At 64.5% G+C, this 25,031-nt stretch carries 23 protein-coding genes and 1 pseudogene; 11 read left to right on the top strand and 13 right to left on the bottom strand.

Annotated elements, in window-relative coordinates; genetic code table 11:
- Window positions 1–39 precede the first annotated feature (39 nt).
- On the bottom strand, window positions 40–1,245 hold the full coding sequence (locus tag HUN39_RS13555; protein WP_175095028.1) for a phosphoglycerate kinase: 1,206 nt from the start codon (window positions 1,243–1,245) through the stop codon (window positions 40–42).
- A 73-nt stretch (window positions 1,246–1,318) separates the two neighbouring features.
- On the bottom strand, window positions 1,319–2,326 hold the full coding sequence (gap, locus tag HUN39_RS13550) for a type I glyceraldehyde-3-phosphate dehydrogenase (RefSeq protein WP_175095027.1): 1,008 nt from the start codon (window positions 2,324–2,326) through the stop codon (window positions 1,319–1,321).
- 225 nt (window positions 2,327–2,551) lie between these two features.
- Here gap and HUN39_RS13545 point away from each other — a divergent pair, with 225 nt between their 5' ends.
- Together HUN39_RS13545 and HUN39_RS13540 are read left to right on the top strand one after the other, a co-directional pair.
- Window positions 2,552–2,875, top strand: coding sequence for a DUF4164 family protein (locus tag HUN39_RS13545; protein ID WP_175095026.1), 324 nt, complete (start codon window positions 2,552–2,554; stop codon window positions 2,873–2,875).
- Window position 2,876: 1 nt separating this feature from the next.
- The gene (locus HUN39_RS13540) at window positions 2,877–3,260 is read left to right on the top strand and encodes a cell division protein ZapA (protein WP_175095025.1); all 384 of its coding nucleotides are present in this window, start codon (window positions 2,877–2,879) and stop codon (window positions 3,258–3,260) included.
- Here the strand turns inward: HUN39_RS13540 and HUN39_RS13535 are convergent.
- Together HUN39_RS13535 and HUN39_RS13530 are read right to left on the bottom strand one after the other, a co-directional pair.
- Window positions 3,257–3,907 (bottom strand): glutathione S-transferase family protein, encoded by a 651-nt coding sequence (locus HUN39_RS13535; RefSeq protein ID WP_175095024.1) that lies wholly within the window; start codon window positions 3,905–3,907, stop codon window positions 3,257–3,259. The genes HUN39_RS13540 and HUN39_RS13535 overlap by 4 nt on opposite strands.
- 90 nt (window positions 3,908–3,997) lie before the next feature.
- A complete protein-coding gene (locus HUN39_RS13530) occupies window positions 3,998–4,594 on the bottom strand; it encodes a hypothetical protein (RefSeq protein ID WP_175095023.1) in 597 nt (198 codons plus the stop codon).
- A 313-nt stretch (window positions 4,595–4,907) separates the two neighbouring features.
- Here HUN39_RS13530 and HUN39_RS13525 point away from each other — a divergent pair, with 313 nt between their 5' ends.
- The 6 genes from HUN39_RS13525 (at window position 4,908) to HUN39_RS13500 (ending at window position 9,582) form a co-directional block, all read left to right on the top strand.
- Window positions 4,908–5,966 (top strand): FAD-dependent oxidoreductase, encoded by a 1,059-nt coding sequence (locus HUN39_RS13525; protein WP_175095022.1) that lies wholly within the window; start codon window positions 4,908–4,910, stop codon window positions 5,964–5,966.
- Window positions 5,941–6,084 carry a sulfur carrier protein ThiS gene (gene thiS / locus HUN39_RS13520; RefSeq protein WP_332310760.1) on the top strand — a complete coding sequence of 48 codons (144 nt, stop codon included), beginning with the start codon at window positions 5,941–5,943 and terminating at the stop codon, window positions 6,082–6,084. The genes HUN39_RS13525 and thiS overlap by 26 nt, the downstream gene beginning before the upstream one ends.
- 13 nt (window positions 6,085–6,097) lie before the next feature.
- Window positions 6,098–6,886, top strand: a complete 789-nt coding sequence (locus tag HUN39_RS13515; protein ID WP_175095021.1) for a thiazole synthase — start codon at window positions 6,098–6,100, stop codon at window positions 6,884–6,886.
- Window positions 6,887–6,889: 3 nt separating this feature from the next.
- Complete coding sequence (locus HUN39_RS13510; RefSeq protein ID WP_175095020.1) at window positions 6,890–8,260, top strand: thiamine phosphate synthase; 1,371 nt, start codon at window positions 6,890–6,892, stop codon at window positions 8,258–8,260.
- Window positions 8,257–9,108 (top strand): SDR family oxidoreductase, encoded by an 852-nt coding sequence (locus tag HUN39_RS13505; protein WP_175095019.1) that lies wholly within the window; start codon window positions 8,257–8,259, stop codon window positions 9,106–9,108. Before HUN39_RS13510 ends, HUN39_RS13505 begins: the two co-directional genes overlap by 4 nt.
- A 63-nt stretch (window positions 9,109–9,171) precedes the next feature.
- Window positions 9,172–9,582 carry a VOC family protein gene (locus HUN39_RS13500; protein WP_175095018.1) on the top strand — a complete coding sequence of 137 codons (411 nt, stop codon included), beginning with the start codon at window positions 9,172–9,174 and terminating at the stop codon, window positions 9,580–9,582.
- 25 nt (window positions 9,583–9,607) lie between these two features.
- Here the strand turns inward: HUN39_RS13500 and HUN39_RS13495 are convergent, their stop codons facing one another.
- Together HUN39_RS13495 and HUN39_RS13490 are read right to left on the bottom strand one after the other, a co-directional pair.
- Window positions 9,608–10,105, bottom strand: coding sequence for a GNAT family N-acetyltransferase (locus HUN39_RS13495; RefSeq protein WP_175095017.1), 498 nt, complete (start codon window positions 10,103–10,105; stop codon window positions 9,608–9,610).
- Window positions 10,102–10,383: a type II toxin-antitoxin system TacA family antitoxin gene (locus HUN39_RS13490; RefSeq protein ID WP_175095016.1), complete on the bottom strand. Its 282-nt coding sequence runs from the start codon at window positions 10,381–10,383 to the stop codon at window positions 10,102–10,104. The genes HUN39_RS13495 and HUN39_RS13490 overlap by 4 nt, the downstream gene beginning before the upstream one ends.
- 331 nt (window positions 10,384–10,714) lie before the next feature.
- On the opposite strand from HUN39_RS13490, the gene ispG reads away from it, so the two are divergent.
- A complete protein-coding gene (ispG, locus tag HUN39_RS13485) occupies window positions 10,715–12,013 on the top strand; it encodes a flavodoxin-dependent (E)-4-hydroxy-3-methylbut-2-enyl-diphosphate synthase (protein ID WP_175095015.1) in 1,299 nt (432 codons plus the stop codon).
- 115 nt (window positions 12,014–12,128) lie between these two features.
- On the opposite strand, the gene HUN39_RS13480 is transcribed toward ispG, so the two are convergent.
- Window positions 12,129–13,082 (bottom strand): uracil-DNA glycosylase, encoded by a 954-nt coding sequence (locus tag HUN39_RS13480; protein WP_232366087.1) that lies wholly within the window; start codon window positions 13,080–13,082, stop codon window positions 12,129–12,131.
- Between the two features lie 34 nt (window positions 13,083–13,116).
- Here HUN39_RS13480 and HUN39_RS13475 point away from each other — a divergent pair, with 34 nt between their 5' ends.
- Both HUN39_RS13475 and HUN39_RS13470 read left to right on the top strand, forming a co-directional pair.
- Window positions 13,117–14,040, top strand: a complete 924-nt coding sequence (locus HUN39_RS13475; RefSeq protein WP_175095014.1) for a response regulator — start codon at window positions 13,117–13,119, stop codon at window positions 14,038–14,040.
- 13 nt (window positions 14,041–14,053) lie between these two features.
- Entirely contained in the window at window positions 14,054–16,033 is a 1,980-nt protein-coding gene (locus tag HUN39_RS13470) for a hybrid sensor histidine kinase/response regulator (protein ID WP_175095013.1), read from the top strand.
- Between the two features lie 16 nt (window positions 16,034–16,049).
- Here HUN39_RS13470 and HUN39_RS13465 read toward each other — a convergent pair whose 3' ends face one another.
- The 6 genes and pseudogenes from HUN39_RS13465 to HUN39_RS13440 all read right to left on the bottom strand — a co-directional run bounded on the left by HUN39_RS13465 (window position 16,050) and on the right by HUN39_RS13440 (window position 24,595).
- Window positions 16,050–16,277, bottom strand: a complete 228-nt coding sequence (locus tag HUN39_RS13465) for a YbdD/YjiX family protein (protein WP_175095012.1) — start codon at window positions 16,275–16,277, stop codon at window positions 16,050–16,052.
- Window positions 16,243–18,336, bottom strand: a pseudogene (locus HUN39_RS13460) (carbon starvation CstA family protein). The gene HUN39_RS13465 and the pseudogene HUN39_RS13460 overlap by 35 nt, the downstream one beginning before the upstream one ends.
- A 48-nt stretch (window positions 18,337–18,384) precedes the next feature.
- Window positions 18,385–18,816, bottom strand: a complete 432-nt coding sequence (locus HUN39_RS13455) for a DUF1810 domain-containing protein (RefSeq protein ID WP_175095011.1) — start codon at window positions 18,814–18,816, stop codon at window positions 18,385–18,387.
- 150 nt (window positions 18,817–18,966) lie between these two features.
- Window positions 18,967–22,689: a methionine synthase gene (metH, locus tag HUN39_RS13450; protein ID WP_175095010.1), complete on the bottom strand. Its 3,723-nt coding sequence runs from the start codon at window positions 22,687–22,689 to the stop codon at window positions 18,967–18,969.
- Window positions 22,686–23,585, bottom strand: coding sequence for a methylenetetrahydrofolate reductase [NAD(P)H] (gene metF, locus HUN39_RS13445; protein WP_175095009.1), 900 nt, complete (start codon window positions 23,583–23,585; stop codon window positions 22,686–22,688). The genes metH and metF overlap by 4 nt, the downstream gene beginning before the upstream one ends.
- Window positions 23,585–24,595, bottom strand: a complete 1,011-nt coding sequence (locus tag HUN39_RS13440; RefSeq protein WP_175095069.1) for an ArsR/SmtB family transcription factor — start codon at window positions 24,593–24,595, stop codon at window positions 23,585–23,587. The genes metF and HUN39_RS13440 overlap by 1 nt, the downstream gene beginning before the upstream one ends.
- Window positions 24,596–25,031 lie beyond the last annotated feature (436 nt).

The following is a 25,031-nucleotide window of genomic DNA, read 5'->3' as shown; positions in this document are numbered from 1 at the left end:
CGTTCCTTCCCAAGAAACGCGGACCAAGCGGCCGCGATTTCAGCGCTGTGAAGATTGCATCAGCGCCGCGACGCCGGGCAGCGTCTTTCCTTCGAGCCATTCGAGAAAGGCGCCGCCGGCCGTCGACACATAGGAAAATTCCTGCGCGACATGCGCCTGATTGAGCGCCGCGACGGTGTCGCCGCCGCCGGCGATCGAGAGCAACTTGCCCTCGACGGTGAGCCGCGCCGCGGTCTGCGCGACGGCGTTGGTGCCTTCGTCGAAGGGCGGCAGTTCGAACGCGCCAAACGGGCCGTTCCACACCAGCGTCCTGCACGCAGCGAGCAGCGATTCGACATGGGCGATTGATTTTGGCCCGACGTCGAGGATCATGTCGTTTTCGCCGACATGATCGACCGAGACGAAGCGCGACGGCGCATGCGCCTCGAATTTCTGCGCAACCGTGGCGTCGATCGGCAGCACGATCTCGCAGCCGGCCTTTTCCGCCTTGGCCAAAATCTCCCGCGCGGCGCCGGCGAGATCATGTTCGCACAGCGATTTGCCGACGCTCTTGCCTTGCGCCGCCAGGAAAGTGTTGGCCATGCCGCCGCCGATGACGAGATAGTCAACCTTCGCGACGAGATTGCCCAAGAGTTCGAGCTTCGTCGAAACTTTCGCGCCGCCAACGATCGCCATGACCGGCCGCTGCGGATTGGCGAGCGCGGACTGCAACGCTTCAAGTTCCGCCTGCATGGCTCGGCCGGCGAAGGCGGGCAGTCTGTGCGCTATGCCTTCGGTCGACGCGTGCGCGCGGTGCGCAGCCGAAAAGGCGTCGCTGACGAAGATATCGCCGCTCTTGGCGAGCGCGTCGACAAAATCGGCGGCGTTCTTTTCTTCGCCCTTGTGGAAACGCGTGTTCTCGAGCAATGCGACGTCGCCGTCCTTGAGCCCGTCGACGATCTTCGCCGCGGCGTCGCCGACGCAGTCGTCGGCGAAAGCGATCTTGCGTTTGAGAAAATGTTCGAGCGTCGGGATGACCTGGCGCAGCGAATCCGCATCGACGCGCTGACCCTTTGGCCGGCCGAAATGCGAAAGCAGAATGACTCTGCCGCCTTTTTCCACGATCTCGTTGATCGTCGGCAACGCACGCTCGATGCGCGTCGCGTCGGTGACGCGCCCGTCCTCCATCGGCACGTTCAAATCGACGCGCAGCAACACGCGCTTTCCTTTGACGTCGACGTCGTCGAGAGTGTGGAAAGCGGTCATGTCGGGCGTCCAATCGCGGCTTGAAAAGCCAAACGCGGACCCGAAGGTCCGCGCCGGCGTGGTGGAACGATGCTTACAGAAGCTTGCCGATCACGCTCGCCACATCGGTCATGCGGCCGGAGAAGCCCCATTCATTGTCGTACCAGGACAGGATCGACACGAGATTGCCGTCCAGGACCTTGGTCTGGTCGAGATGGAAGCAGGACGAGAGCGGATTGTGGTTGAAGTCGATCGACACCAGCTTCTCGCTCGTATAGCCGAGCACGCCCTTGAGCGGGCCGTCGGCGGCGGCCTTGATCGCGGCGTGCACCTCGTCCTTCGTCGTCGCCCGCTTGGCGACAAATTTCAGATCGACCGCCGAGACGTTGGGCGTCGGCACGCGAATGGCGTAGCCGTCGAGCTTGCCGTTCAGCTCCGGCAATACGAGTCCGACGGCCTTCGCCGCGCCCGTCGAGGTCGGGATCATCGAAAGCGCCGCCGCGCGGGCGCGGTAGAGATCCTTATGCATCGTGTCGAGCGTCGGCTGATCGCCCGTATAGGCGTGGATCGTCGTCATGATCCCCTTCTCGATGCCGATCGCATCATGCAGCACCTTGGCGACCGGCGCGAGACAGTTCGTCGTGCAGGACGCGTTGGAGATCACGAGATGATCCTTGGTGATCTTATCGTGATTGACGCCATAGACGACCGTAATGTCGGCGCCTTCGGCGGGCGCTGAAACCAGCACGCGCTTCGCGCCCGCGTCGAGCAGCAATTTCGCCTTGTCACGCGCCGTGAAAAGCCCGGTGCATTCCAGCGCGATGTCGATCTTGAGGTCCTTGTAGGGAAGCTCGGCCGGATTCTTGATGGCGGTCACTTTGATCGGGCCGCGGCCGACGTCGATCGTGTCTCCGGCGACTTTCACCTCATGCGGGAAGCGGCCGTGGACTGAATCATATCGCAACAGATGCGCATTGGTCTCGACCGGGCCGAGATCGTTGATGGCGACGACTTCGAGGTCCGTGCGTCCGGTCTCGATGATATAGCGCAGGATATTGCGGCCGATGCGCCCGAATCCGTTGATCGCCACTCTCACGGTCATTTGGAAAATCTCCTTGCGCCGCCGGAACTCCGCGGCCCTCGCCATCGAGCCTGTGGGCTCTGGAGGCGAGCGTGTGATAGCACCTCGCGCCCCCCTGTCAACGCGCCAAGGTCGCGCCAATTGGCGCGGTTTCGATTTGCGCGATTCATGCTAGGAACAGGCTGGCAAGCGAATCGTTCGGCGTGTTCGCCGCGCCGCAAAGCCATGCACCTTCCGCGACCGGCGATGACCCATTCAGATAAGCGCGACGAAGAAAACGCCAAGAGGCTCGAGGCCGCCGTCGCCGAGCTGCAGGCGGCGCTCGCTCAGCTGGAGCGCACTGTCGCCGCAAAGCTCGAAGACGAGCTGTCCAGTGCCGAACTCGAAGAAGAACTCGCCGTCATGCAAGATGATCGGTCGCGTCTCGCTCTCGATCTCGACGCCGCGTTGGCGCAGCAGAACGCCCTGGAGAAGAGCCGCGACGAGGTGCTGCGAAGGCTCGAAGCCGCGAGCGAAGGCGTCGCCGCAGCGCTCGGCGCGGCGGGCGTCGCCTCGACCCGAGAGAATTAATATGGCCGCCGTCGTCGTCGCCATCGCCGGTCGCACCTATCGCATGTCCTGCGAGGAGGGCGAGGAGCAGCGCATCGAAGAGCTCGCGCGTTACGTGGAAAGCAAGATCCAGTCGATGCGCGAGAGCTTCGGCGAGATCGGCGAGCAGCGCATCATCGTGATGGCCGCGCTCGCAATCGCCGACGAGGCGACGGACGCACGCGCCAAAGCGCAGGCGACGGAAGCCGAGTTCGCTGCGCTGCGCGCTGAACTCGACGCCGCGCACAAGGCGAGCGACGCCGCGTCGACGCTCGCCGCCAAGGCGCTTGGCGACGCGACGCGTCGGATCGTGAAGCTCACTGGCGAACTGTCGCCGCCCGCCGCATCGCCGGACGATGGTCTCTAGGTCCGGGATGCGGCGCTGAAAACCGCCAGTTGAGCCTCGAAGGCACGCTTGTATGCGGGCCGCGCTTCGCCGCGGGCGACATAGGCGGAGAGGTTCGGATATTGGTCCAGCAGACCCGACGCCTTCAACCTGAGCAGCACCGACGCCATCATCAGGTCGCCGGCGCTGAACGGACCATCGAGCCAGTCGGCATCGCCAAGGCGAAAGGAAAGTTGGCCCAGCCGGTTACGGACGCGATCCTCGACGAGAGGCAGACGCTGCTCGTACCAGGCCTCGTCGCGCTCCAGAAGCCTGGCGATTGCAAGATCAATGATTGGCGGCTCCATCGTGCTGAGCGCCGCAAACATCCATGTGATCGCGCGCGCCCGGGCATTTGCATCGTCTGGCAGCAGCCCAGCATGGCGCTCCGCGATATGGAACACGATCGCCCCCGACTCGAATAGGGCGAGACCGCCTTCTTCATAGGTCGGAATCTGCCCGAAAGGATGAAGCGCGAGATGCGCCGGTTCCTTCATCGCTTTGAATGAAAGAAGACGAACGTCGTAGGGTTGGCCCACTTCTTCGAGCGCCCAGCGAACGCGCATGTCCCGCGCCAATCCCTTGCCGCCATCTGGCGACCGTTCAAAGGCGGTAACTGTGGGGGTCATTGGAAATCTCGCCGGGCAGCCGCCCGTCTCCTCAACTCATCGGCGGCGCGCTCGATCAATGAGTCCTGACCCCGGACTGCCCGCTTAAGATTACTTCGTCACGCCCCAATCTTCGAAACTCGGGTCGCGCTTGGCTTTTTCGAGATTGTCCGCCTGTTCCGACAATTGATAATTCCGGTTTTGCGCCGCCATGGCCTCGGCGCCGTCCTTGAGGATCGCGATCTTCATCTGCTCTGTGGCGAGGCGATTGAGCTCATTGATCCACTGGTTGAGAGCGAGCAGCAAGTTGCGTTTGCGCGCTTGTTGAATCTCATGCGACGAATCACTGTTCTCCGACAGCGCGAGTTCTTCCTGAGTTTCAGCGATCATCGCATCGAGCTTCTTGACCTTCTCCTCCGCCGCCGCGACCTGGTCCGAAGCGCCGGACTTGGCCTTTTCGAGCGCCGCTTCGGCTTCAGCGCGCGCCTTCTTGAGTTTGTCGAGGCCGTTCTGCAGCCATTTCGACTGGATCTTCAGGAGCGAGTCGCGCGGAACCCCGCTGAGGCTCAGCGAATTCGGAATGGGAAAATATTCGCCGAGCTGCGCGGCGCCAGCCGGCCCCGCAGAAATCGCGCAGGCGAGCAGGCCACAGAGAACGGCGCCGGCCAACGTCCTGCGGACGCTAGCCATTTTGCTGATGAAGCTCATGATTTTCTCCCGGTATGCTGCGCTTTTTTCGCGCGCTTTTCTTTGCGCAAACTGAGCCATCATATGACGTCTGGCAAGCCCCGGCGCGGCGCGGCGACCTAAAGGAGTCGAGCGCAGCGCTTGACTGCCCCGGTGCTTCGCGCCAGCCTACGTCCGCCGGGGGAGCCCGCCCGGCGGCGCGCCAACGACGCCGCCACGGGGCTGAGAGGCCGCAAGACGCGCGAAAACGCGGGGGGCGGCGACCCTTCGAACCTGATCCAGTTGAGACTGGCGGAGGGATGGTGTCAGCGAAATTTCCCGAAAGGCGGCGCTCATGCTCGCGCGCGTGATTGGCGCCGGCGTCGCCGGACTCTGCGCCGCCTATGCGCTCGCGCGGAAGGGCGTGGAGGTGGAGATCGTCGAGCGCGAGTCCGCGCCGGGCCTTGGCTGCTCGCGCTTCGCCGGCGGCATGATCGCGCCCTGGTGCGAACTGGAAAGCGCCGAACCCCTGGTCGCGACGCTCGGCGAAGAAGCGCTCGACTTCTGGTCGCGCGAACTCGGCGTCGCGACGGTCGCCGGCAGTCTTGTCGTGACGCCGGCTCGGGAGCGCGCCGAACTCGCCGACTTCGCCCGGCGCACGCGCAATTTCGACTCGCTGGACGCAAAGGATATCGCGGCGCTTGAGCCAGATCTCGCCGGGCGCTTCGACGCCGCGTTGTTTTTTCGGCAAGAAGCGCATCTCGATCCCCGCGCGGCGCTCATCGCGCTGACCGAGCGCCTCGCGCAAATGCCGAATGTGACGCTGCATGTTCAACAGGACGCCGCCGGACTGGAGACGATCCCGGATTGGATAATCGACTGCCGCGGCTTCGCGGCGCGCGACGCGCTTCCCGGCCTGCGCGGCGTGAAGGGCGAAATGCTGATCCTGCGCAGCGAGGAGATTTCCCTGGCGCGTCCGGTGCGCATGCTGCATCCGCGCCGGCCGGTTTACGTCGTGCCGCGCGGCGAGGAACTGTTCATGGTCGGCGCGACGATGATCGAGAATGAGGAGCGCGCGCGGGTCACCGCGCGGTCGGTCGTCGAACTCGTCAACTCCGCCTTTGCGGTCCACCCGGCCTTCGCCGAGGCGGAAATTGTCGAGACCGGCTCGGACCTCCGACCCGCCTTCGCCGACAATCTGCCACGTCTTTTGAAGCGGGGTCGCACTCTCTATATCAATGGGCTCTACCGCCACGGATTCCTGCTTGCGCCGGCGCTGGCGCGCCGCGCGGCCGAGGTCATTGTAAACGACGGACATTTCCCAGAGGTGATGGATGCTGATTCAGATCAACGGGCGGCCGCAGGATGTGAGCGCGACCACGTTGCAAATGCTGCTGGACGAACTGGGGTATGATGAAAAGACCGTCGGCACCGCTCTGAATCAGGAGTTCGTGCGCGCCAGGGACCGCGCCGAGACGCGGCTTCGCGAAGGCGACGCCGTCGAGATCGTGACGCCGAGACAGGGCGGGTGAGCGAGTTTGATGCATGAATGACCCGGTGACGCTTTACGACCGCGCGCTGGCCTCGCGGCTGCTGCTCGGCACCGCGCGCTATTCGTCGCCAGCAATCCTCGCCGAGGCCATTCGCGCATCGGGATGCGAGATCGTCACCGTCTCGCTCCGGCGCGAGGCCGGCGGGGCGCGCGCGGGCGAGACTTTCTGGAGCCTCATCCGCGATGTCGGCGTGCGCGTGCTCCCCAACACCGCCGGATGCCGCACCGCCAAGGAGGCGATCGCGACCGCGCAAATGGCGCGGGAAGTCTTCGCAACCGACTGGATCAAGCTGGAAGTTATCGGCGAGGAAGACACGCTACAGCCTGACGTCTTCGGCCTCGTCGAGGCGGCGCGCGCGCTCGCGGATGACGGCTTCAAGGTCTTTCCCTACACGACCGACGATCTGGTGGTGGCGGAAAAGCTGCTCGACGCCGGCTGCCGCGTGCTGATGCCCTGGGCGGCGCCGATCGGCTCCGGGCGCGGGGTCAACAACGCTTTCGCCTTGCGGGCGCTGCGCGCGCATTTTCCCGACACGCCCCTCATTGTCGACGCGGGGCTTGGCGCGCCGTCTCACGCCGCGCTCGTTATGGAGATGGGCTATGACGCGGTGCTGCTCAACACCGCCGTTTCGCGCGCCGGCGACCCCGTCTTGATGGCGCGCGCCTTCGCCCTCGCGATCGAAGCCGGCCGAGCGGGCTTTCGCGCGCAGCCGATGACGCCGCGCGACATGGCGGAGCCTTCGACGCCGATCATCGGCCGACCCTTCGACAGACTGGCGTAACGGGTGGCGGCGCTGAGGCTCGACCCGTTCTATCTGATCGTCGACGACGCCGACTGGCTTTCCCGCCTGCTGCCGCAGGGCGTTAAGCTCGTGCAGCTGCGGGTGAAGGATCGCGCCGAGCCTGACGTGCGCGCGCAGATCGCAACGGCGCGGGAGATGTGCGCGCGACATGGCGCGCAGCTCGTCGTCAACGACTACTGGCGGCTCGCGATGGAGGAAGGCTGCGACTTCGTCCACCTCGGCCAGGGCGATCTCGACGCGGCGGACATCCCGGCGTTGCGCCGCGCCGGGGTCAGGATCGGCGTTTCGACGCATGACGAAGCCGAACTTGGCCGGGCGCTGTCGCTCGGCGCGGACTATGTCGCGCTTGGGCCGATCTATCCCACGCTTCTGAAACAAATGGCTTTTGCGCCGCAGGGCCTCGCCCGGATCGGGGCCTGGAAGGCGCAGATCGGCGAGACGCCTCTTGTCGCCATCGGCGGACTGACCCCCGAACGCGCCATCGCCGCGCTTGCCGCGGGCGCCGACAGCGCCTGCGTCGTCACCGACATTTTGCGCAACGCCGAACCAGAGGCGCGCGCGCGGGAATGGCTCTCCGCGACGCAACCCTGGCGTGAGCGCGAGGGCTTTTTCGCGCCCGACTACGACGGCGCGCGCGTGTGTCCATCGCCCAATCATGGCGCGCGGCTGCGCCCCATCTCGTCGCTGGTGCTTCACTATACGGGGATGCCGACGGCGGAATCGGCTCTCGCCCTGCTTTGCAATCCGCGCTCGGAGGTTTCGGCGCATTATGTCGTCGAGGAGGACGGCGGCGTGCTGCAGCTCGTGCCGGAGTCGCGGCGCGCCTGGCATGCCGGGATAAGCTACTGGGCCGGCGAAACCGACATGAACTCCGCCTCGATCGGGATCGAAGTCGTTCATCCGGGCCACGACGACCCGAGACCCTATCCGGCGGCGCAAATCGAGGCGACGGCGGCGCTCGCCAAGGACATTTGCCGGCGCCACGCGATACCGCCCGAGCGCGTGCTGGCGCATTCCGACATCGCGCCTGGGCGCAAGCGGGACCCCGGCGAGTTCTTTCCCTGGGAGGAGCTCGCCCGCCATGGCGTCGGGCGGGTCGCCGATGAGAGTCTCGGCGCTGGCGCGACGACGATCTCGCTTGTCGACGCGGGCGCCAAGGTCGCCTCGCTCCAGCGCGACCTCGCGGCTTATGGCTATGGCGTCGAGCCGACCGGCGTCTATGACGTCCAGACCGTCCAGGCGGTGGAGGCGTTTCAGCGCCACTTCCGCCGCGCGAAGGTCGACGGCCGCGCCGACGGCGACACGCGCGTGGCGCTCGCCAGTCTCCTCGCGACATTGGGAGAACGCGTATGAAGGCCGTGGTCGTGACCGGCGCCTCGACCGGGATCGGCGCGGCCTGTGTCGATTTATTGGTTGAGAACGGGTTTCTGGTTTTCGCCTCGGTCCGTAAGGACTCCGACGCCGCCGCGCTCACGGCTCGACACGGCGCGTCCGTCATTCCGCTGTTCTTCGACGTGACCGACGCCGAATCGATCGCCTTGGCCGCGCGCGACGTCGAGGCCCGCCTCGAAGGCGAAACGCTCGCGGGCCTCGTCAACAATGCCGGCGTCGCCGTCCCCGGCCCGCTGCTGCATCTGCCGATCGACGACTTTCGCCGCCAGATCGAGATCAATCTGATTGGCCAGCTTCGGATCATCCAAGCCTTCGCGCCCCTGCTCGGCGCTGGGGCGCCGCGACGCGGCGCGCCCGGCCGCATCGTCAATATGAGTTCGGTCGCCGGTCGCTCCGCCGCGCCGTTTCTCGGCGCCTACGCCGCCTCGAAATTCGGGCTAGAGGGCATGTCGGACGCGCTGCGGCGCGAGCTGATCGTCTATGGCGTCGACGTCGTCCTGATCGAGCCAGGGATGATCGCGACGCCGATCTGGGACAAGGCCGAAGAGACCGATCTCGCGATGTTCGAGGGCACGGCCTATGCCGCGCCAGGTCGGAGGATGCTGGAGTGGCTTGTAGAGGCCGGCCGCCGCGCGCCCGGTCCCGAGGTCGTCGCGCGCGCCGTGTTGCGGGCGCTGACGGCCACGCGCCCGCCCGCCCGGATCCCGGTCGTAAGGAATCGCTTTACCGACTACACGCTACGCAGCCTATTGCCGGCGCGACTCGTCGACTGGCTGACGGCGCGCCGGCTCGGCCTGCTGCCGAAATAGGCGACCGCCCTGGGACGATCCTTCCGATCGTCCGCAACGATGTTGAGCTGAAAAGGAGAGGCTATGTCCAACGCCAATGACTGTGGCGCGCCGCAAAAACATGGCGCGGTCTGCTGGAACGAACTCAATGTCCACGATGTCGAGCGGGCGAAGAAGTTTTACAGCCAAACTCTTGGCTGGAGCTTCGTGGGAATGCCCATGGACGGCGCCACATACTGGATCATCAGTTCGCGGGGCGCGCAGGTCGGCGGCATGTTCGAGATGAAAGCCCCGGAACTGGCGAGCGTTCCAGAACACTGGCTGACCTATATCGGCGTCGATGACGTCGACGCCCGCCTGGAGAAGGCCAAGGCCGCCGGCGCCACGATCTGCAAGGACGCCTTCGAGATCCCCGGCGTCGGCCGCATGGCCGTGCTGCAGCAGCCGGGCGGCGCCTTCGTCGCCTGGATGACGCCCAAACCGCCAAGCGCCTAGGCGGCAGGTCTGACCTCATCGCCGTCTAGGGCATGCTCGCCGCGCAAAGATCAGAAAGCGTCGCCATGAGCGTTGAGGGTTCGAACGGCGAAGGCTCGAAGCCCACCGCCAGATAGAAGGCGGCAGCCTCAGCGGATATGGCGTGGACCAAGACGCCTCTGATTCCGATCGTCTCGGCGGCGTGGATAACGCGCTGGGCAGCGTCGCGGACGAGCGCGCGACCAAGACCCTGGTTCTGGCGTGCGCGATCGATCGCCAACCGGCCAAGCACCGCCACCGGAACAGGATCGGGCATATTGCGCCGAAGCCTTGGCGACGCCGCGAGAACTGCGACCGCTCCGGAGGCGAGCGCGTAATAGGCGACACCGCGAGACCCCTCGCAGACGACGTAAGTTCGGGACGCGCCGCTCGCCTGATTGACGCGGGCGCGGCGTTTGAGCCAGTCGTCGAGAGCGGAAACGCCGCAGTCGAAAGCGGAGAGTTCGTCGGCGTCGGATATCGGGCGGGGTGGACTGGGCTTCACTCCCACGGCGCTTTGGTCGTCATCATGCGCCGCAATTTCTCGTTCGGCGCGGGCGCCGCATCGAGGCGTTCGACGAAGCGCGCATAGTCTTCCGAGCTGACATTGAACAGCGTGCGATCCAGCAACGCATCCTGGGCGGCGCGGCGGCCGGCGTCGAGCAGAAAATCCGTGCGCGTCTTGCCGAGAAGCGTCGCTGCGCGCGCGATGAGTTCGCGGTCCTCAGGCTTCACCCGGAGGTTGAGCGTCTCACGCTTTGCATCAGACCGGTTGGCCGCCATGACGGTTTTCTCCAGCACTCGCTTTAGCATAGTGTAACGCTAATGTCATTACCTAGTATAAGCGGCACAAGCCGGGGACGCGCGCTCGCGTAGACTTGCCACGTTGGCGAATCGGAGCTGTGGAAGATGCTACACTTTAAAGGCAGAGCCTCCTCGAAGTTGGGATTTGCACCGACTCAGATAAGTCTCGAAGTTCATGCTTGGCTGAACTTTCGATTAAGCGCTCGTGTCGCCCGCATCGCTGCGATGGCCCTATTGCTTTTGGGCGCTTGACCTCGAACGCCTTACGGGCGACCTATCGGCGTCCGCAACGACCGCCGAAACGACCCCCATGAACGAAGCCGCATCAGAGACCCGTCTGCCCGACCCGGTCGTCGCCGAACCGGCGCCCCGCCACCGCACGTGCGCGGTGGCTGTTGGCGCGGGCCCCGCGGCGGTGATCGTCGGCGGCGGCGCGCCCGTCGTCGTCCAGTCCATGACCAACACCGACACGGCGGATGTCGAGTCGACCGTGACGCAGGTTCTGGCGCTGGCGCAGCAGGGCTCCGAGCTGGTGCGCATCACCGTCGATCGCGACGAGGCGGCGGCCGCCGTGCCGCATATTTTCGAGAAGCTCGCGCAGAAGGGATGCCACGTCCCGCTGGTCGGCGATTTCCATTACATCGGCCACAAGCTGCTCGCCGATCATCCCGCCTGCGGCGAGGCGCTCGCCAAATACCGGATCAATCCGGGCAATGTCGGCTTCAAGGAAAAGAAGGACAAGCAGTTCGCCTCGATCGTCGAACTTGCCGCCAAGCACGGCAAGGCGGTGCGGATCGGCGCCAATTGGGGCTCGCTCGATCAGGAGCTGCTCACCTATCTGATGGACGTCAACGCCGCTTCCGACAGGCCGCTCGACGCGCGCGCCGTGATGCGCGAGGCGCTGACCCGTTCGGCGCTGATGTCGGCGAAGCGCGCCGAGGAGATCGGCCTTGCGAAGGACCGCATCGTCATTTCGGCGAAGGTCTCGGCGGTGCAGGATCTCATCGCCTGTTACCGGATGCTCGCGCAGCGCAGCGACTATGCGCTGCATCTTGGCCTCACCGAGGCCGGCATGGGATCGAAGGGCGTCGTCGCGTCCTCGGCCGCGCTGGGCGTGCTGCTGCAGGACGGCATCGGCGATACGATCCGCGTGTCGCTGACGCCCGAACCTGGCGGCGACCGCGCGCTCGAAGTGCGCGTCGCCCAGGAAATTCTGCAGACCATGGGCTTTCGCACCTTCGTGCCGCTCGTTGCGGCCTGCCCGGGGTGCGGGCGCACCACTTCGACCGTGTTTCAGGAACTCGCCCGCGACATCCAGGCGCATATCCGCGAGCGGATGGCGGCCTGGCGCGCGCAATATCCAGGCGTCGAGACGCTCAATGTGGCGGTGATGGGTTGTATCGTGAACGGTCCCGGCGAGTCGAAACACGCCGACATCGGCATTTCGCTGCCCGGCACCGGGGAGACTCCGGCCGCGCCGGTGTTCATCGACGGCAAAAAGGCGATGACATTGCGGGGCGAGGGCATCGCCGAGGAATTCACCCGCATCGTCGACGATTACATCGTGCGCCGCTTCGGCGGCGGCGCGAAGGGCGAAGCGGCGGAGTAAACTACGCCGTCGTCTCTCGCGCGCGTCATGGCCGGGCTTGTCCCGGCCATCCACGCAAAGAAGCGCGATGACGACGTGGATGCCCGCGACAAGCGCGGGCATGACGCGCGAAATGTCAAAGCTGCGCGCCGTTTGACGCCGATTCCAGCGCCTCCGCGGCCCGTCGCAGATCGCGCCAGGCGGCGGGCTTTAAGGCCGCGCTTTTCAGCATCGCCTCGAGACTCGAAAAGACGAAGGCGCGCGCGACATGCGCGCCGCAGCGCGCTTCAAACGCCTTGCCGCGCAGCTTTCCCACCGGCTCGTTGGTCGTCAGCATAATCCGCGCCGGCGCTTCGCCAAAAATCAGCAGAACGTCCGGCCGCGCCAATTCGACCCTGCGTCGCGCGAATGGCGCGAATATCGCCGCTTCATGCGGGCTCAGCGCGCGGTCGCCAGGCGGGCGCCAAGGCGAGACATAGGCGAGAGTGACGCTGGAGCGATCAAAACCGATCGCCGCCAGCATATTGTCGAGGAGTTTCGCCGAAAGCCCGCTGAACGCCTCGCCGCTTGTTTCTTCCGTCACGCCCGGCGCGGCGTCGAAGGCGATGAGACGCGCTGCAGGCGCGCCGGCGCCGAATAGAAAATGCTGCGCCATGTCGCGAAACGGCGCGTGCGGAAAATCGGCGAGACGCGCGGCGAGCTCGTCAAGATCGCGCGCGCTGGAGGCCTCCTGCTCCGCGGCGCGAATGGCTTCATCCGGCGCGGCGATCGGCGCCGCGGCGCGGCGCGGGCGTTCGGCGGCCGTCGGCTGCGGCAAGGTTTGAAGCATCGCCATCGATTCGGCTGGCTCGGTCAGCGACGCCGCGACCGCGCGCGCGCTGTCCGCGTAGCGGTCGTGCGGCGCCTCGTCGAGCGCGAGATCGACGCCGCTTTGAACGTACCAGTCGAGCAAGGCCCTGAGGGCGTTAGTATTTTCCGGAAGGTCGGCGCGCATGACATTGAGACTAAACGAAGCTGGCGCGAGATCAACCGAAGCGGTGTGGAGCCGCACATTTTGCGGCGGCGATTTGCGCAATCTATATTGCGCCAAATCAAAGCTCTTTCTCAATGAGACAGATCGGCCGATGCTCGAGACCGTCGCGATTGCCGAAGACGAACAGGACCTGCGTGAACTGCTCGCCGAGTTTCTATCGACGAACGGCTATCGCGTTCTCGCGGCGTCGAGCGCCGCGGAATTCCGCTCCATGGTGGAATTCGAGGCGATCGATCTCGCCATTCTTGACATCAATATGCCGGGCGAAGACGGGCTGTCGCTTGCGAGATGGCTGAATGCGCGCGGCTCCACGGGCATCATCTTCGCAACAGCGGTCAATTCGGCGATCGACCGCATCGTTGGGCTCGAATCGGGCGCCGACGACTATGTCACCAAGCCGTATCACATGCGCGAAATGCTGGCGCGTATCCGCGGCCTGCTGCGGCGCAGAAAGATGGTGCGCGCGGCCCTCGCCGGCAAAAGGCTGGCGGCAATCACGTCGATCGACGTCGTCGGCTACACGCGCTTGATTCAATACGACGAGCATAACGGATTGGCGCTCATCGACCGGTTCTTTCGCGACGTCGTCACGCAATCGCTTCCTCGCCGCTCCGGAAGTTTATTCAAGATGCTCGGCGACGGCGCGCTGATCGATTTCGCCAGCGTGCACAACGCGATCGAATGGGCCGTAGAATGCCAGACGGAAACGCGCGCTTATGCGACGGCGCATGGGCACGCGCAGACGCTGCAGTTGCGCATCGGCGTGGCGGTTGGCGACGTGGTCGTTCGGAACGGAGACCGCTTCGGCGAAGTCGTGGCGCTCGCCGCGCGCATACAGGAAGCCGCGCCGGCCGGTTCGGTGATGATCTCGGATGTGGCGCACGCTATGACGCGCGGGAATATACGCAAGGACTTCGTGGCGCGACGGCACGCGCTCAAAAACATCGCCGAGCCGATGCAGTTGTGGCTGCACGAGACCTCCAGCGCGGCGCTCAATGAGCGCGCATCAAATTGAGAGAGCGCCTCAAATGAATATCCAGCAAGGGGCGACGCAAGCGCCGGTGACCGGCGGCGCGCTGCTGCAGGCATTGTTCGACGCTATGCCAGGCCGCGCCGCCTTTCTCGACGTGGAGCTACGCTATCGCTACGTCAATCGCGAGTTTCTCTTGGCGCTCGGAGCGACAGAGGATTGCGTCATCGGGAAATTCGTCGAGGACGTTTTGGGCGCCCAGGCGGCCAGTCTTTACAAAGCAGCGATGCAAAATCTTTCGGCGAACGCGCCGCAACGCCTGCGCCGTTTCGTTGACGACGCAGACGGCGCCCCTCGTTGGATCGAAGAGGAGTTCAGGCCGTTCACGCCGGGCGGGGTCATGCAGGGTGTCGTCTGCGTCGCGCGCCTGCTGGCCGACGCCGAGCAGTGCGAAAGCGATCGGCTGAAATTGCTGGAATCGCATAAGACGCGGGAGGCGATTCATGCGGCGGTGGTCGACTCCGCTCTCGATTGTATCGTCGTCATCGACGCACAGGGCCGTGTCGTCGAGTTCAACCCTGCGGCTTCGGCGACGTTCGGCTATTCGCGCGAGCACGCGATCGGCAGGACCGTCGCCGAACTGATCGTCCCGGTGGAAATGCGCGATCATCACAACAGCGGGCTTGAGCGCTTCCGAGCGGGCGGGCCGGCCTCCGTTATCGGGCGGCGCGTCGAATTGGAGGCGATGCGCGCCGACGGTTCGCGCATTCCCGTCGAACTGGCGATCACGGCGGTTGGTTCGGGCCCAAGCGCTCTCTTCACTGCGCATCTTCGCGACCTACGTCCGGCGCGAGAAGCGCAGGCGCAAATCGAAGGTCAAAGAGAAGCGCTCTACCAAAACGAAAAGCTCGCAGCCCTTGGGTCGCTCCTCGCCGGTGTGGCGCATGAACTCAACAATCCGCTCTCCATCGTCATCGGACAGGCGCTCATGCTGCGCGAGGCGGCTCAGTCGCATGCGAGTTTCGACACGCATTTTGAGGAATTTGCGGAACGCGGCGCGAAAATCGAGACAGCCGCCAACCGCTGCGCGCGAATCGTCAAGGTTTTCCTGGCCATGGCCCGTCAGCGCGAGGCGGAACGCGGAAGAGTGGAGATTCCCGACCTCGTCGAGCGCGTGCTCGAACTGCTTTCGTATGGATTGCGGACGGCCGGCATCGAGGTGACCAAGGACGTCCCAGCGGACCTGCCGCCGCTCTTGGCCGACAGCGACCAGTTGCATCAGGTGCTGCTCAATCTGGTGGTGAACGCCAAGCAGGCGCTGGAAGCGCAGCCGGCGCCACGGCGGATTTCGATCGTCGCGCGCGCCGATCAAGCGGCCCAGAAGCTCGATGTCCACATTTCCGACAATGGGCCGGGCGTTCCAGACGCTATCCGCAACCGCATTTTCGATCCTTTCTTCACGACGAAGCCGCAGGGGGTGGGAACAGGAATCGGACTTGCCGTTTCGCGCGGTCTCATCGAGTCGCACGGAGGTTCGCTCACTCTGGAGCCGCCACAGCCGGGCGCGGGCGCTGTTTTCGCGATCAGGCTGCCGATCGACGCAGTGAGCATCGAAAGCGTCGCCGTCGCCGAGAATACAGCGACGGCAGCGCAGCGGATCAAGCAGAGGCGTGCGCTGATCGTGGACGATGAAGTCGAAATCGCAGGCTTGCTCGGCGAAATTTTGCGACGGCTAGGCTTCGACTGCGAAATCGCGACGAGCGGCGACCACGCGAAACAAGCGATCGCCGCGCGGCCGGCGGACCTCATTCTCTGCGATATCCGTATGCCCAACGGCGACGGCCCGGCTTTCTACGACTGGCTCAGCGTCGAACATCCGCAGATGACCAACCGCATCGCCTTTGTCACCGGCGACGTCTTGGGTCCCGGCGCAGATCGCTTCATCGCGCGTTCGGGCTGTCCAATCATAGAGAAACCCTTTACGCCGGAGGACATCCGCCTCGTCACTGATTTATTGTGCGACGACGCGGCGGCGTGAAGCGGCTCGACGAGATTCAACAGCAGCGAAACGCGCGCGCGCCGCCCGCGCCGAAACGCGCGTTCTCGCGCGCGCGGAAAAATTCGTCACGCGTCATGATCGCCTCGCCATCGTGGAGCGCGCGGACATGCGCGACATAGGCGTCGTAATCGCCTTGCCCGACCATCAGCTTCGCGCCGTCGCGCAGCTTGCGCGCGAGACGATTGAGATCAAGCCCCGGCAGGCTGCAGATCGTGCAATTCATCCTCGGTCTCCCGCGTGGTGACATGCTCAGCGGCGCGCGCGGCGCGAATGGCTCTGATCGCGAAGCCGAGCATCGCCAGAACCAGCGTGACATAGATCGCGCAAAGCGTAGCGTCGACATAGTCGTTGAAGATGACGCGCTGCATCTCGGCGAGAGTCTTCGCCGGCGCCAGCAGCTGATCCTTATCGGCGGCCGCCGCGAATTTTCTGGCGTGCGCCAGAAAGCCGATACGCGGATCGTCATGGAAGATTTTCTCGAAGGCCGCCGTCAGCGTGCAGATATAGAGCCACGCCGTCGGCGCGATGGCGACAAAGGCGTAACGCTCGCGCTTCATCCGATAGAGCACGACGACGCATAGCGTCAGCGCGATCGCCGCAAGCATCTGGTTGGCGATGCCGAACAGCGGCCACAGCGTGTTGATGCCGCCGAGCGGATCGATCACGCCCTGATAGAGGAAATAGCCCCAGCCGCTCACGGCGATGGCGGTCGCGGCGAGGTTCGGCGCCCAGGCCCTTGTGTTGCCGAAGGCCGGAAAGAAGGCGCCGAAGAGATCCTGGATCATGAAGCGCGCGACGCGCGTTCCGGCGTCGATCGTGGTCAGGATGAACAGCGCTTCGAAAAGAATGGCGAAATGATACCAGAAGGCTTTCGCAGCCGAGCCGCCGACGGCGGAAGAGAGAATATGCGCCATGCCGACGGCGAGCGTCGGCGCGCCGCCGGTGCGCGACAGAATCGTCTTCTCGCCGACCTCGGCGGCGACGCCCGAAAGCGTCTCCGGCGTGACCGCGAAGCCCCATGAGGAGATCGCCGCCGCGGCGGAATCGGGCGTCGCGCCGATCAGCGCCGGCGCGCTGTTCATCGCGAAATAGACGCCGGGCTCCAGCACGCTCGCGGCGATGAGCGCCATGACGGCGACGAAGGATTACATCAGCATCGCGCCGTAGCCGATGAAGCGCGTTTGCGTTTCGTCGGCAATCATCTTCGGCGTCGTGCCGGAGGACACAAGCGCATGAAAGCCCGACACCGCGCCGCAGGCGATGGTGATGAACAGGAACGGGAAGACGCTGCCGGCGAAGACCGGGCCCGTGCCGTCGATGAACCGGCTGATCGCCGGCATCTGAAGGTCGGGCCAGACGATGAAAATGCCGATCGCGAGCGACATGATCGTGCCGACCTTCAGAAAGGTCGACAGATAGTCGCGCGGCGCGAGCAACAGCCACACCGGCAAAACCGACGCGACGAAGCCATAGCCGATGAGCATGAAGGCGAGGGTCTCGGCCTTGAAGGAGAAGAGCGGCGCGAGCAACGCGCTCTCCGACACGGTGCGGCCGAAGGCGATGCTCAAGAGCAGCAGAACGAAGCCAATCGCCGACATTTCGCCGATCCGTCCCGGCCGCAGATAGCGGCCGTAGACGCCCATGAAGACGGCGATCGGCAGCGTCGCGAAAACGGTGAACGCGCCCCAGGGACTGTCCGCGAGCGCCTTAACGACGACGAGCGCCAGCACCGCCAGCAGGATGATCATGATCGTGAGAATGCCGATCATGGCGATGACGCCGGGCACGCGCCCCATCTCGGTCTTGATGAGATCGCCGAGCGAACGCCCGTCGCGGCGCGTCGAGATGAACAGGACGAGAAAATCCTGCACGGCGCCGGCGAAGATGACGCCGGTTAAGAGCCACAATGTTCCCGGGAGATAGCCCATCTGCGCCGCAAGCACGGGGCCGACGAGCGGTCCTGCGCCGGCGATGGCCGCGAAATGGTGGCCAAACAGCACCCATTTGTCGGTCGGCACATAATCGAGACCGTCATTGCGGCGAAGCGCGGGGGTGCGGCGGCGCGCATCGAGCCCCAGCACCCGCTCGGCGATGAAGCGCGAATAGAAGCGATAGCCAATGGCGTAGGTTCCGATCGCCGCCGTGACGAGCCACATGGCGTTGACGTTCTCGCCGCGCGAGACCGCGAGCGTGTAAAGCGAGAACAGCACGAGGGCGAACACGAGCGCCCAGGGAAACAGCTTCAATGTCTGACGGCTGTCGGCGATGTTGATGATCGACATTAGAACTCCGAATAGCGCCCACTCTCGGCGCATCGGGTTCAACGAAACTTATAATTTTGCGAGGGTCAAGGGATCGCGGCGATCGGCGAAATATTTGTGCAGAGCCTCGCCGAAAAGCGGCTCTTGCGGCGCCGCCGCCGCAAACAAGGTCATCGACGAATGAAACTTCAAATCGTCGGGAGAGCCGAAGATTTCATGCGCGCTGCGTCCCTCGACCTTGTTGACCAGTCCAACGCACGCCTTCAGCCGCGCGCCTAATAGAGGATGCGCGAGATAGGCGTGCGCCTCGGCGAGCGAGCGGATGGCGTAGCGCTGCGCCATGGCGCTCGCGCCCAGCCCTTCGAGCTGCGGAAAAACGAACCACATCCAGTGACTGCGCTTGCGGCCGGCGGCGAGTTCCGCCGCCGCCTGAGCGTAAACCGGTTTTTGCGCCGCGACGAAGCGGGCGAGGTCGTAAGCATCACCCGGGGAGCCGGTCATGACCAATCCGTTGATCAACTCCGCTGTCATTCCCGACACGCGCAACGCGCGCGATCGGGAATCCAGAGCAAGACCAACATTCTTGAACTGGCCCTGGATTCCCGGTCGGACCTCCGGTCCGCCGGGAATGACAGGCCAATCGATTCGATATCACTCCGCCGCTTCCGCGGCGACGGGCGCGTAGTTGAGAATGGGCGCGAGCCAGCGTTCGACCTCGCGCGCCTCCATGCCCTTGCGGCGGGCGTAATCTTCGACCTGATCGCGCTCGATCTTGGCGACGCCGAAATAATGCGCGCTCGGATGCGCCAGATAGAGCCCGCTGACCGAAGCGGCCGGCGTCATGGCGAAACTTTCGGTCAGCTTCACGCCGGTGCGTTTTTCGACATTGAGCAGATCGAAGATCGTCGCCTTTTCGGTGTGATCGGGCTGCGCCGGATAGCCGGGCGCCGGGCGAATGCCGGCGTAAGGCTCGGCGTGCAGCGCCTCAGGCGCGAAATTCTCTTCACGCGCATAGCCCCAAAATTCTTTGCGCACGCGCTCATGCATGCGCTCGGCGAAAGCTTCCGCGATACGGTCCGCAAGCGCCTTGACCATGATCGAGCCATAGTCGTCATTGGCGCGGGCGTAGCGCGCGGCGATCTTTTCTTCTTCCGCGCCGGCGGTCACGACGAAGGCGCCGACATAATCGGCCTTGCCGCTCTCCTTGGGCGCGACGAAATCGGCGAGCGCGAGATTGGCCTTGCCGTCGCGCTTTTGCAATTGCTGGCGCAAGGTGTGCAGCGTGGCGATCTTTTCGTTGCGCGACTCGCCATTGTACAGCGCGATGTCGTCGCCGATGGAATTCGCCGGCCAGAAGCCGATGACGGCCTTCGGCGTGAACCAGCGCTCCTCGACAATCCGCTTCAGCATGGCGCGGGCGTCGTCATACAGCGTGCGCGCCGCCTCGCCGCGCTCGGGATCGTCGAGCAGCGACGGATAGCGCCCCTTGAATTCCCAGGTCTGGAAGAACGGCGTCCAATCGATGTAGGGGACGAGTTCGCCGACGTCATAGCTCGCAAAGGCGCGCGCGCCGCTGAAGGAGGGTTTCGGCGGCTCATAGGCGGCCCAGTCGATTTTATAAGCGTTGGCGCGCGCCTGCGCGAGCGGCGCCCGCAGCTTGTCGGCCTGCGCGCGGGCATGCGCCTCCGCGAGGCGCTCATATTCAGCGCGCGTTTGCGCGACATAGTCAGGACGCGTCTTCTCGGAGACGAGCGCCTGCGCGACGCCAACGGCGCGGCTCGCGTCGGTGACATAGACCGCCTGGCCGCGACGATAATTGGGACTGATCTTCACCGCCGTATGCACGCGGCTCGTCGTCGCGCCGCCGATGAGGAGCGGCGTGTCGAGACCTTCGCGCTCGAGCTCAGAAGCGACGAAACACATCTCGTCGAGCGACGGCGTGATGAGGCCGGAAAGACCGATGAGATCGACCTTTTCCTTCTTGGCGACTTCGAGAATCTTCGCGCAAGGCGTCATGACGCCAAGGTCGATCACCTCGAAGTTGTTACAGCCGAGCACAACGCCGACGATATTCTTGCCGATGTCGTGAACGTCGCCCTTCACCGTCGCCAGCAGGATTTTGCCGGCTGTGGAGCGTTCGCTCTTGTCGGCCTCCATGAAGGGCATGAGATAGGCCACCGCCTGTTTCATCACCCGCGCCGATTTGACGACCTGCGGCAGGAACATCTTGCCCGCGCCAAAGAGATCACCGACGACATTCATCCCGGTCATCAGCGGACCTTCGATCACGTCAAGCGGGCGCGTGGAGCGCTGACGCGCCTCTTCCACATCCGCTTCGACGTAATCGGTGACGCCGTTCACGAGCGCATATTCGAGACGCTTCTCGACGGTGTTCTCGCGCCAGGCGGCGTCCTTTTCCTGGGTTTTGCCGGCCGAGCCCTTGAACTTTTCAGCCAGTTCCACGAGGCGCTCGGTCGAATCCTTGCGGCGATTCAGGACGACGTCTTCGCAAAGCTCGCGCAGCTCGGGATCGATCTCGCCATAGACCGCAAGCTGGCCGGCGTTGACGATGCCCATATCCATGCCCGCCTGGATGGCGTGATAGAGGAACACCGAATGCATCGCTTCGCGCACGGGTTCGTTGCCGCGGAATGAGAAGGACAAGTTCGACACGCCGCCCGACACATGCACATGCGGCAGATCGCGTTTGATGACGCGCGTGGCTTCGATGAAATCGACGCCGTAATTCTCATGCTCTTCAATGCCGGTCGCGACCGCGAAAATATTGGGATCGAAAATGATGTCTTGGGGCGGAAAGCCCACGATGTCGGTCAAGATTTTATAGGCCCGCGTGCAAATCTCGGTCTTGCGGGCGAAAGTGTCGGCCTGGCCCTTTTCATCGAAGGCCATGACGACGACGGCGGCGCCATAGCGGCGCACCTTTTGCGCGTCGGCGATGAATTTCTCTTCGCCTTCCTTCATCGAAATCGAATTGACGACCCCCTTGCCCTGCAGACATTTCAGGCCGGCTTCAATCACGGCGAATTTGGAGGAATCGACCATCACCGGCACGCGGGCGATGTCGGGCTCGGCGGCGACGAGGTTGAGGAATTCCACCATGGCGCGTTCGGAATCGAGCAGGCCTTCGTCCATGTTGACGTCGATGACCTGCGCCCCGTTCGCCACCTGATCGCGCGCGACGTCCAGCGCCGCGGCATAGTCGCCGTTGGTGATGAGCTTGCGAAACTTCGCCGAACCGGTGACGTTGGTGCGCTCGCCGACATTGACGAAGGGAATGTCCTTCGTCAGCGTGAAGGGCTCCAATCCAGCAAGACGCAGCATCGGCTCGATCGTCGGAATCGCGCGAGGGGCGACGCCTTTCACGGCGCCGGCGATCGCGGCGATATGGTCCGGCGTCGTGCCGCAGCAGCCGCCAAGCACATTGACGAGACCCGCGGTCGCGAATTCGCCGACGAGCTCCGCCATATATTCGGGACTTTCGTCATAAAGCCCGAATTCATTGGGCAGGCCGGCGTTGGGGAAGGCGCAGACGCGCGTATCGGCGATGCGGCCGATCTCGGCGATATGCTGACGCATCTCGCGGGCGCCGAGCGCGCAATTGAAGCCGATCGAAAACGGCTTGGCGTGGGCGAGCGAATTCCAGAAGGCGACCGCCGTCTGACCGGAGAGCGTCCTGCCCGAAAGATCGGTGATCGTGCCGGAGATCATGATCGGAAAACGGGTTCCGACCTCGTCGAACGCGTCTTCGAGCGCATAGAGCGCCGCCTTGGCGTTCAGCGTGTCGAAAACGGTTTCGACGAGAAGAATGTCGGCGCCGCCTTCGATGAGGCCAAGCGCGGCTTCCTTATAGGCGGCGCGCAGCTCGTCGAAGGTGACGGCGCGAAAGCCCGGGTTTGACACGTCGGGCGAGATCGACGCGGTGCGATTGGTTGGGCCGAGCGAACCCGCCACGAAACGGCGCACGCCGGTCTTCGCCGCGACTTCGTCGGCCGCCGCCCGCGCCAGCCGGGCGCCCTCGCAATTGAGTTCGAAGGCGAGATGCTCGAGCCCGTAATCGGCCTGAGCGATTGTCGTCGACGAAAATGTGTTGGTCTCGATGATGTCGGCGCCGGCGTCGAGATAGGCGACATGGATCGCCTTGATCGCGTCGGGCTGCGTCAGCGTCAGCAGGTCATTGTTGCCGCGCAGATCCTTGGCGTGATCTGTAAAGCGCGCGCCGCGGAAATCGGCCTCCTCGAACTTGTGGCGCTGGATCATCGTGCCCATGGCGCCGTCGAGAATGAGGATCCGGCGCGAGGCGGCCTCCTCCAAAGTCTGGAGAATATTGGGGCCGTAAGCTTTGTCGAAAATCATGCGATGGCCCTTTCACGAACGGGACGCACGCCAAGCAAATGGCAAATGGCGAAGACGAGGTCGGCGCGATTATTGGTGTAGAAGTGGAATTCATTGACGCCGGCGCGCGCCAGGCTCATCACCTGCTCGACGGCGGTCGTCGCGGCGATGAGCGCGCGCGTCTCCGGATCCTCGTCCAGTCCATCAAAGCGCTCGGCGAGCCAGCGCGGCACGCTCGCCCCGGCCTTTTGCGCAAAACCCGCGACTTGCTTGAAATTGCGGATCGGCATGATGCCGGGCACGATCGGAATGGTGATTCCCCGCCCGCGCGCCTTGTCGAGAAATTTGAAGTAGACGTCATTGTCGAAGAAGAACTGCGTGATGGCGCGCGTCGCGCCGGCGTCGACCTTCGCCTGAAGCGCGTCGAGATCCTGTTCGATCGAGGCGCTTTCCGGATGGCCTTCGGGATAGGTCGACACGGAAATCTCAAAATCGCCGATCCGACGAATGCCGCTTACGAGATCGGTCGACGTGCCGTAGCCCTTCGGATGCGCCTCAAATTTCGACCCCACGCCTGTCGGCGGATCGCCGCGCAGCGCCACGATATGGCGAACGCCGGCGTCCCAATAGTCGCGCAGGATCGCGTCGACGTCTTCGCGCGCGGCGGAAACGCAGGTGAGATGCGCGGCTGGCTTCATTTCGGTCTCACGCACGATGCGCGCGACGATCGAATGCGTGCGCTCGCGGGTGGTGCCGCCGGCGCCATAGGTGACGGAAACGAAATGCGGTTTGAGCGCCGCCAGCCGATTGATCGTCTGCCAGAGTTGCGTCTCCATCTCCGGCGTCTTGGGCGGGAAGAATTCGTAGGAGATCGCAAATTGGTTGGGCGACGCCGTGGGATGAAGAGCGTTAAACATCAGGCTGTCTCATAAGATACTGTGGGAATGGGATCGGCGATGACGCGCGGATCGCGCGCCAGCCACAAGGACACGGTGAGCTTGGCGCCTTCGCTGGGGTCGGGCGCCAATTGCCGGTGTTGAATAATGTCGAGACCGGCTTGCGCGAGCAGTCCGGTGATTTCAGCGTCGGAAAAGCCGAGGCGGCGGTGCGCGTGCTTATCGCGCAGCGCCTCTTCCTGATGCGGCGCGAAATCGACGACGAGCAGACGGCCGCCGGGGGCGAGCACCCGCGCCGCCTCGCGCAGCGCGCGGCCCGGATCGTCGAGAAAATGCAGAACCTGATGCATGATCGCGAGGTCGATGGAGTTGCGCTCGATCGGCAGCGCGTAGATGTCGCCCTGACGCAGCTGCACATTGTCGAAGCCGGTCTCTTCGAGACGGCCGCGCGCGACGCCGAGCATGGCGGAGGAAAGATCGACGCCGACGGCGCGTTCCGCCTGGGGCGCGAAAAGCTCCAGCATCCGTCCGGCGCCGGCGCCGAGATCGAGCAGATTGCGCACCGGTCTCTCGCCCACGACCTCGCGCATCGCCTCCTCGACGCTCTCCTCGGGGACATGCAGCGCGCGAATGCGGTCCCATTCCTCGGCATGCGCGGCGAAATAGCGGGCGGCGTTCTCGGCGCGCGCGTGACGCACCTGGGCGAGTCTCGCGCGGTCGCCGGCGAGAAGCGCGTCGTCAGCCTCGAGCCAACCGACGAGGGCGCGCGCGAGGGCGCCCGCCGGGCCGGCCGGCGACAGACGGAAAAAGGCCCACGCCCCTTCGCGGCGGCGCTCGACGAGGCCAGCCTCGACGAGGAGCTTAAGATGGCGCGAGACGCGCGGCTGAGACTGGCCCAGGATCGCCACAACCTCGCTCACCGTCAGCTCTGACTGGGCGAGCAACGCCAGAAGACGTAGGCGCGTCTCCTCTCCAGCGGCGTTCAGCGCCGCAAGCGTCGGGTCGAGGGCCAATTTGGCGACGGACTTCATGGTTTCAGCATTAGACATAAAGATATCTATATACGTCAAATTTACCGGGCGCAACCGCGGTCGCCGTTTTTTGGCGACGGAATGCTCTTGACCGAATTCCAAACCAGGTTCATCTTTTGTTACATCGCACCTGTCGATCTGACAGCATGATCGGCAGGCTCGCTCGGGCGGGACCTCGACGCGGACGCGATCCAGGATAGGCTCAAAAACCCCCTGTTGATGAGCCGAACCGAGCAACAGTGTTGCGAGAGGAGCATGACGCCACCGGGTCATACCATTTGACCGGCGTTTGGTTCCGGTCACTGGGCGATCAGGAGCAGCTGCCTGATCCGTCCATCCTCCGAGACAATCGACAATCTTCCGGGCGGCCGAAGGCAAAGGCCAAGCGTCGGACGCCCGTTCACAGACTGGACAATCCAGACTAGCTTCCAAGAGA

Origin of the sequence: Methylocystis silviterrae (assembly GCF_013350005.1) — a bacterium.
Taxonomy (GTDB): Bacteria; Pseudomonadota; Alphaproteobacteria; order Rhizobiales; family Beijerinckiaceae; genus Methylocystis; species Methylocystis silviterrae.
The sequence above is the reverse complement of the archived record's forward strand: the minus strand, read 5'-3'. Positions and strand labels throughout refer to the sequence as shown.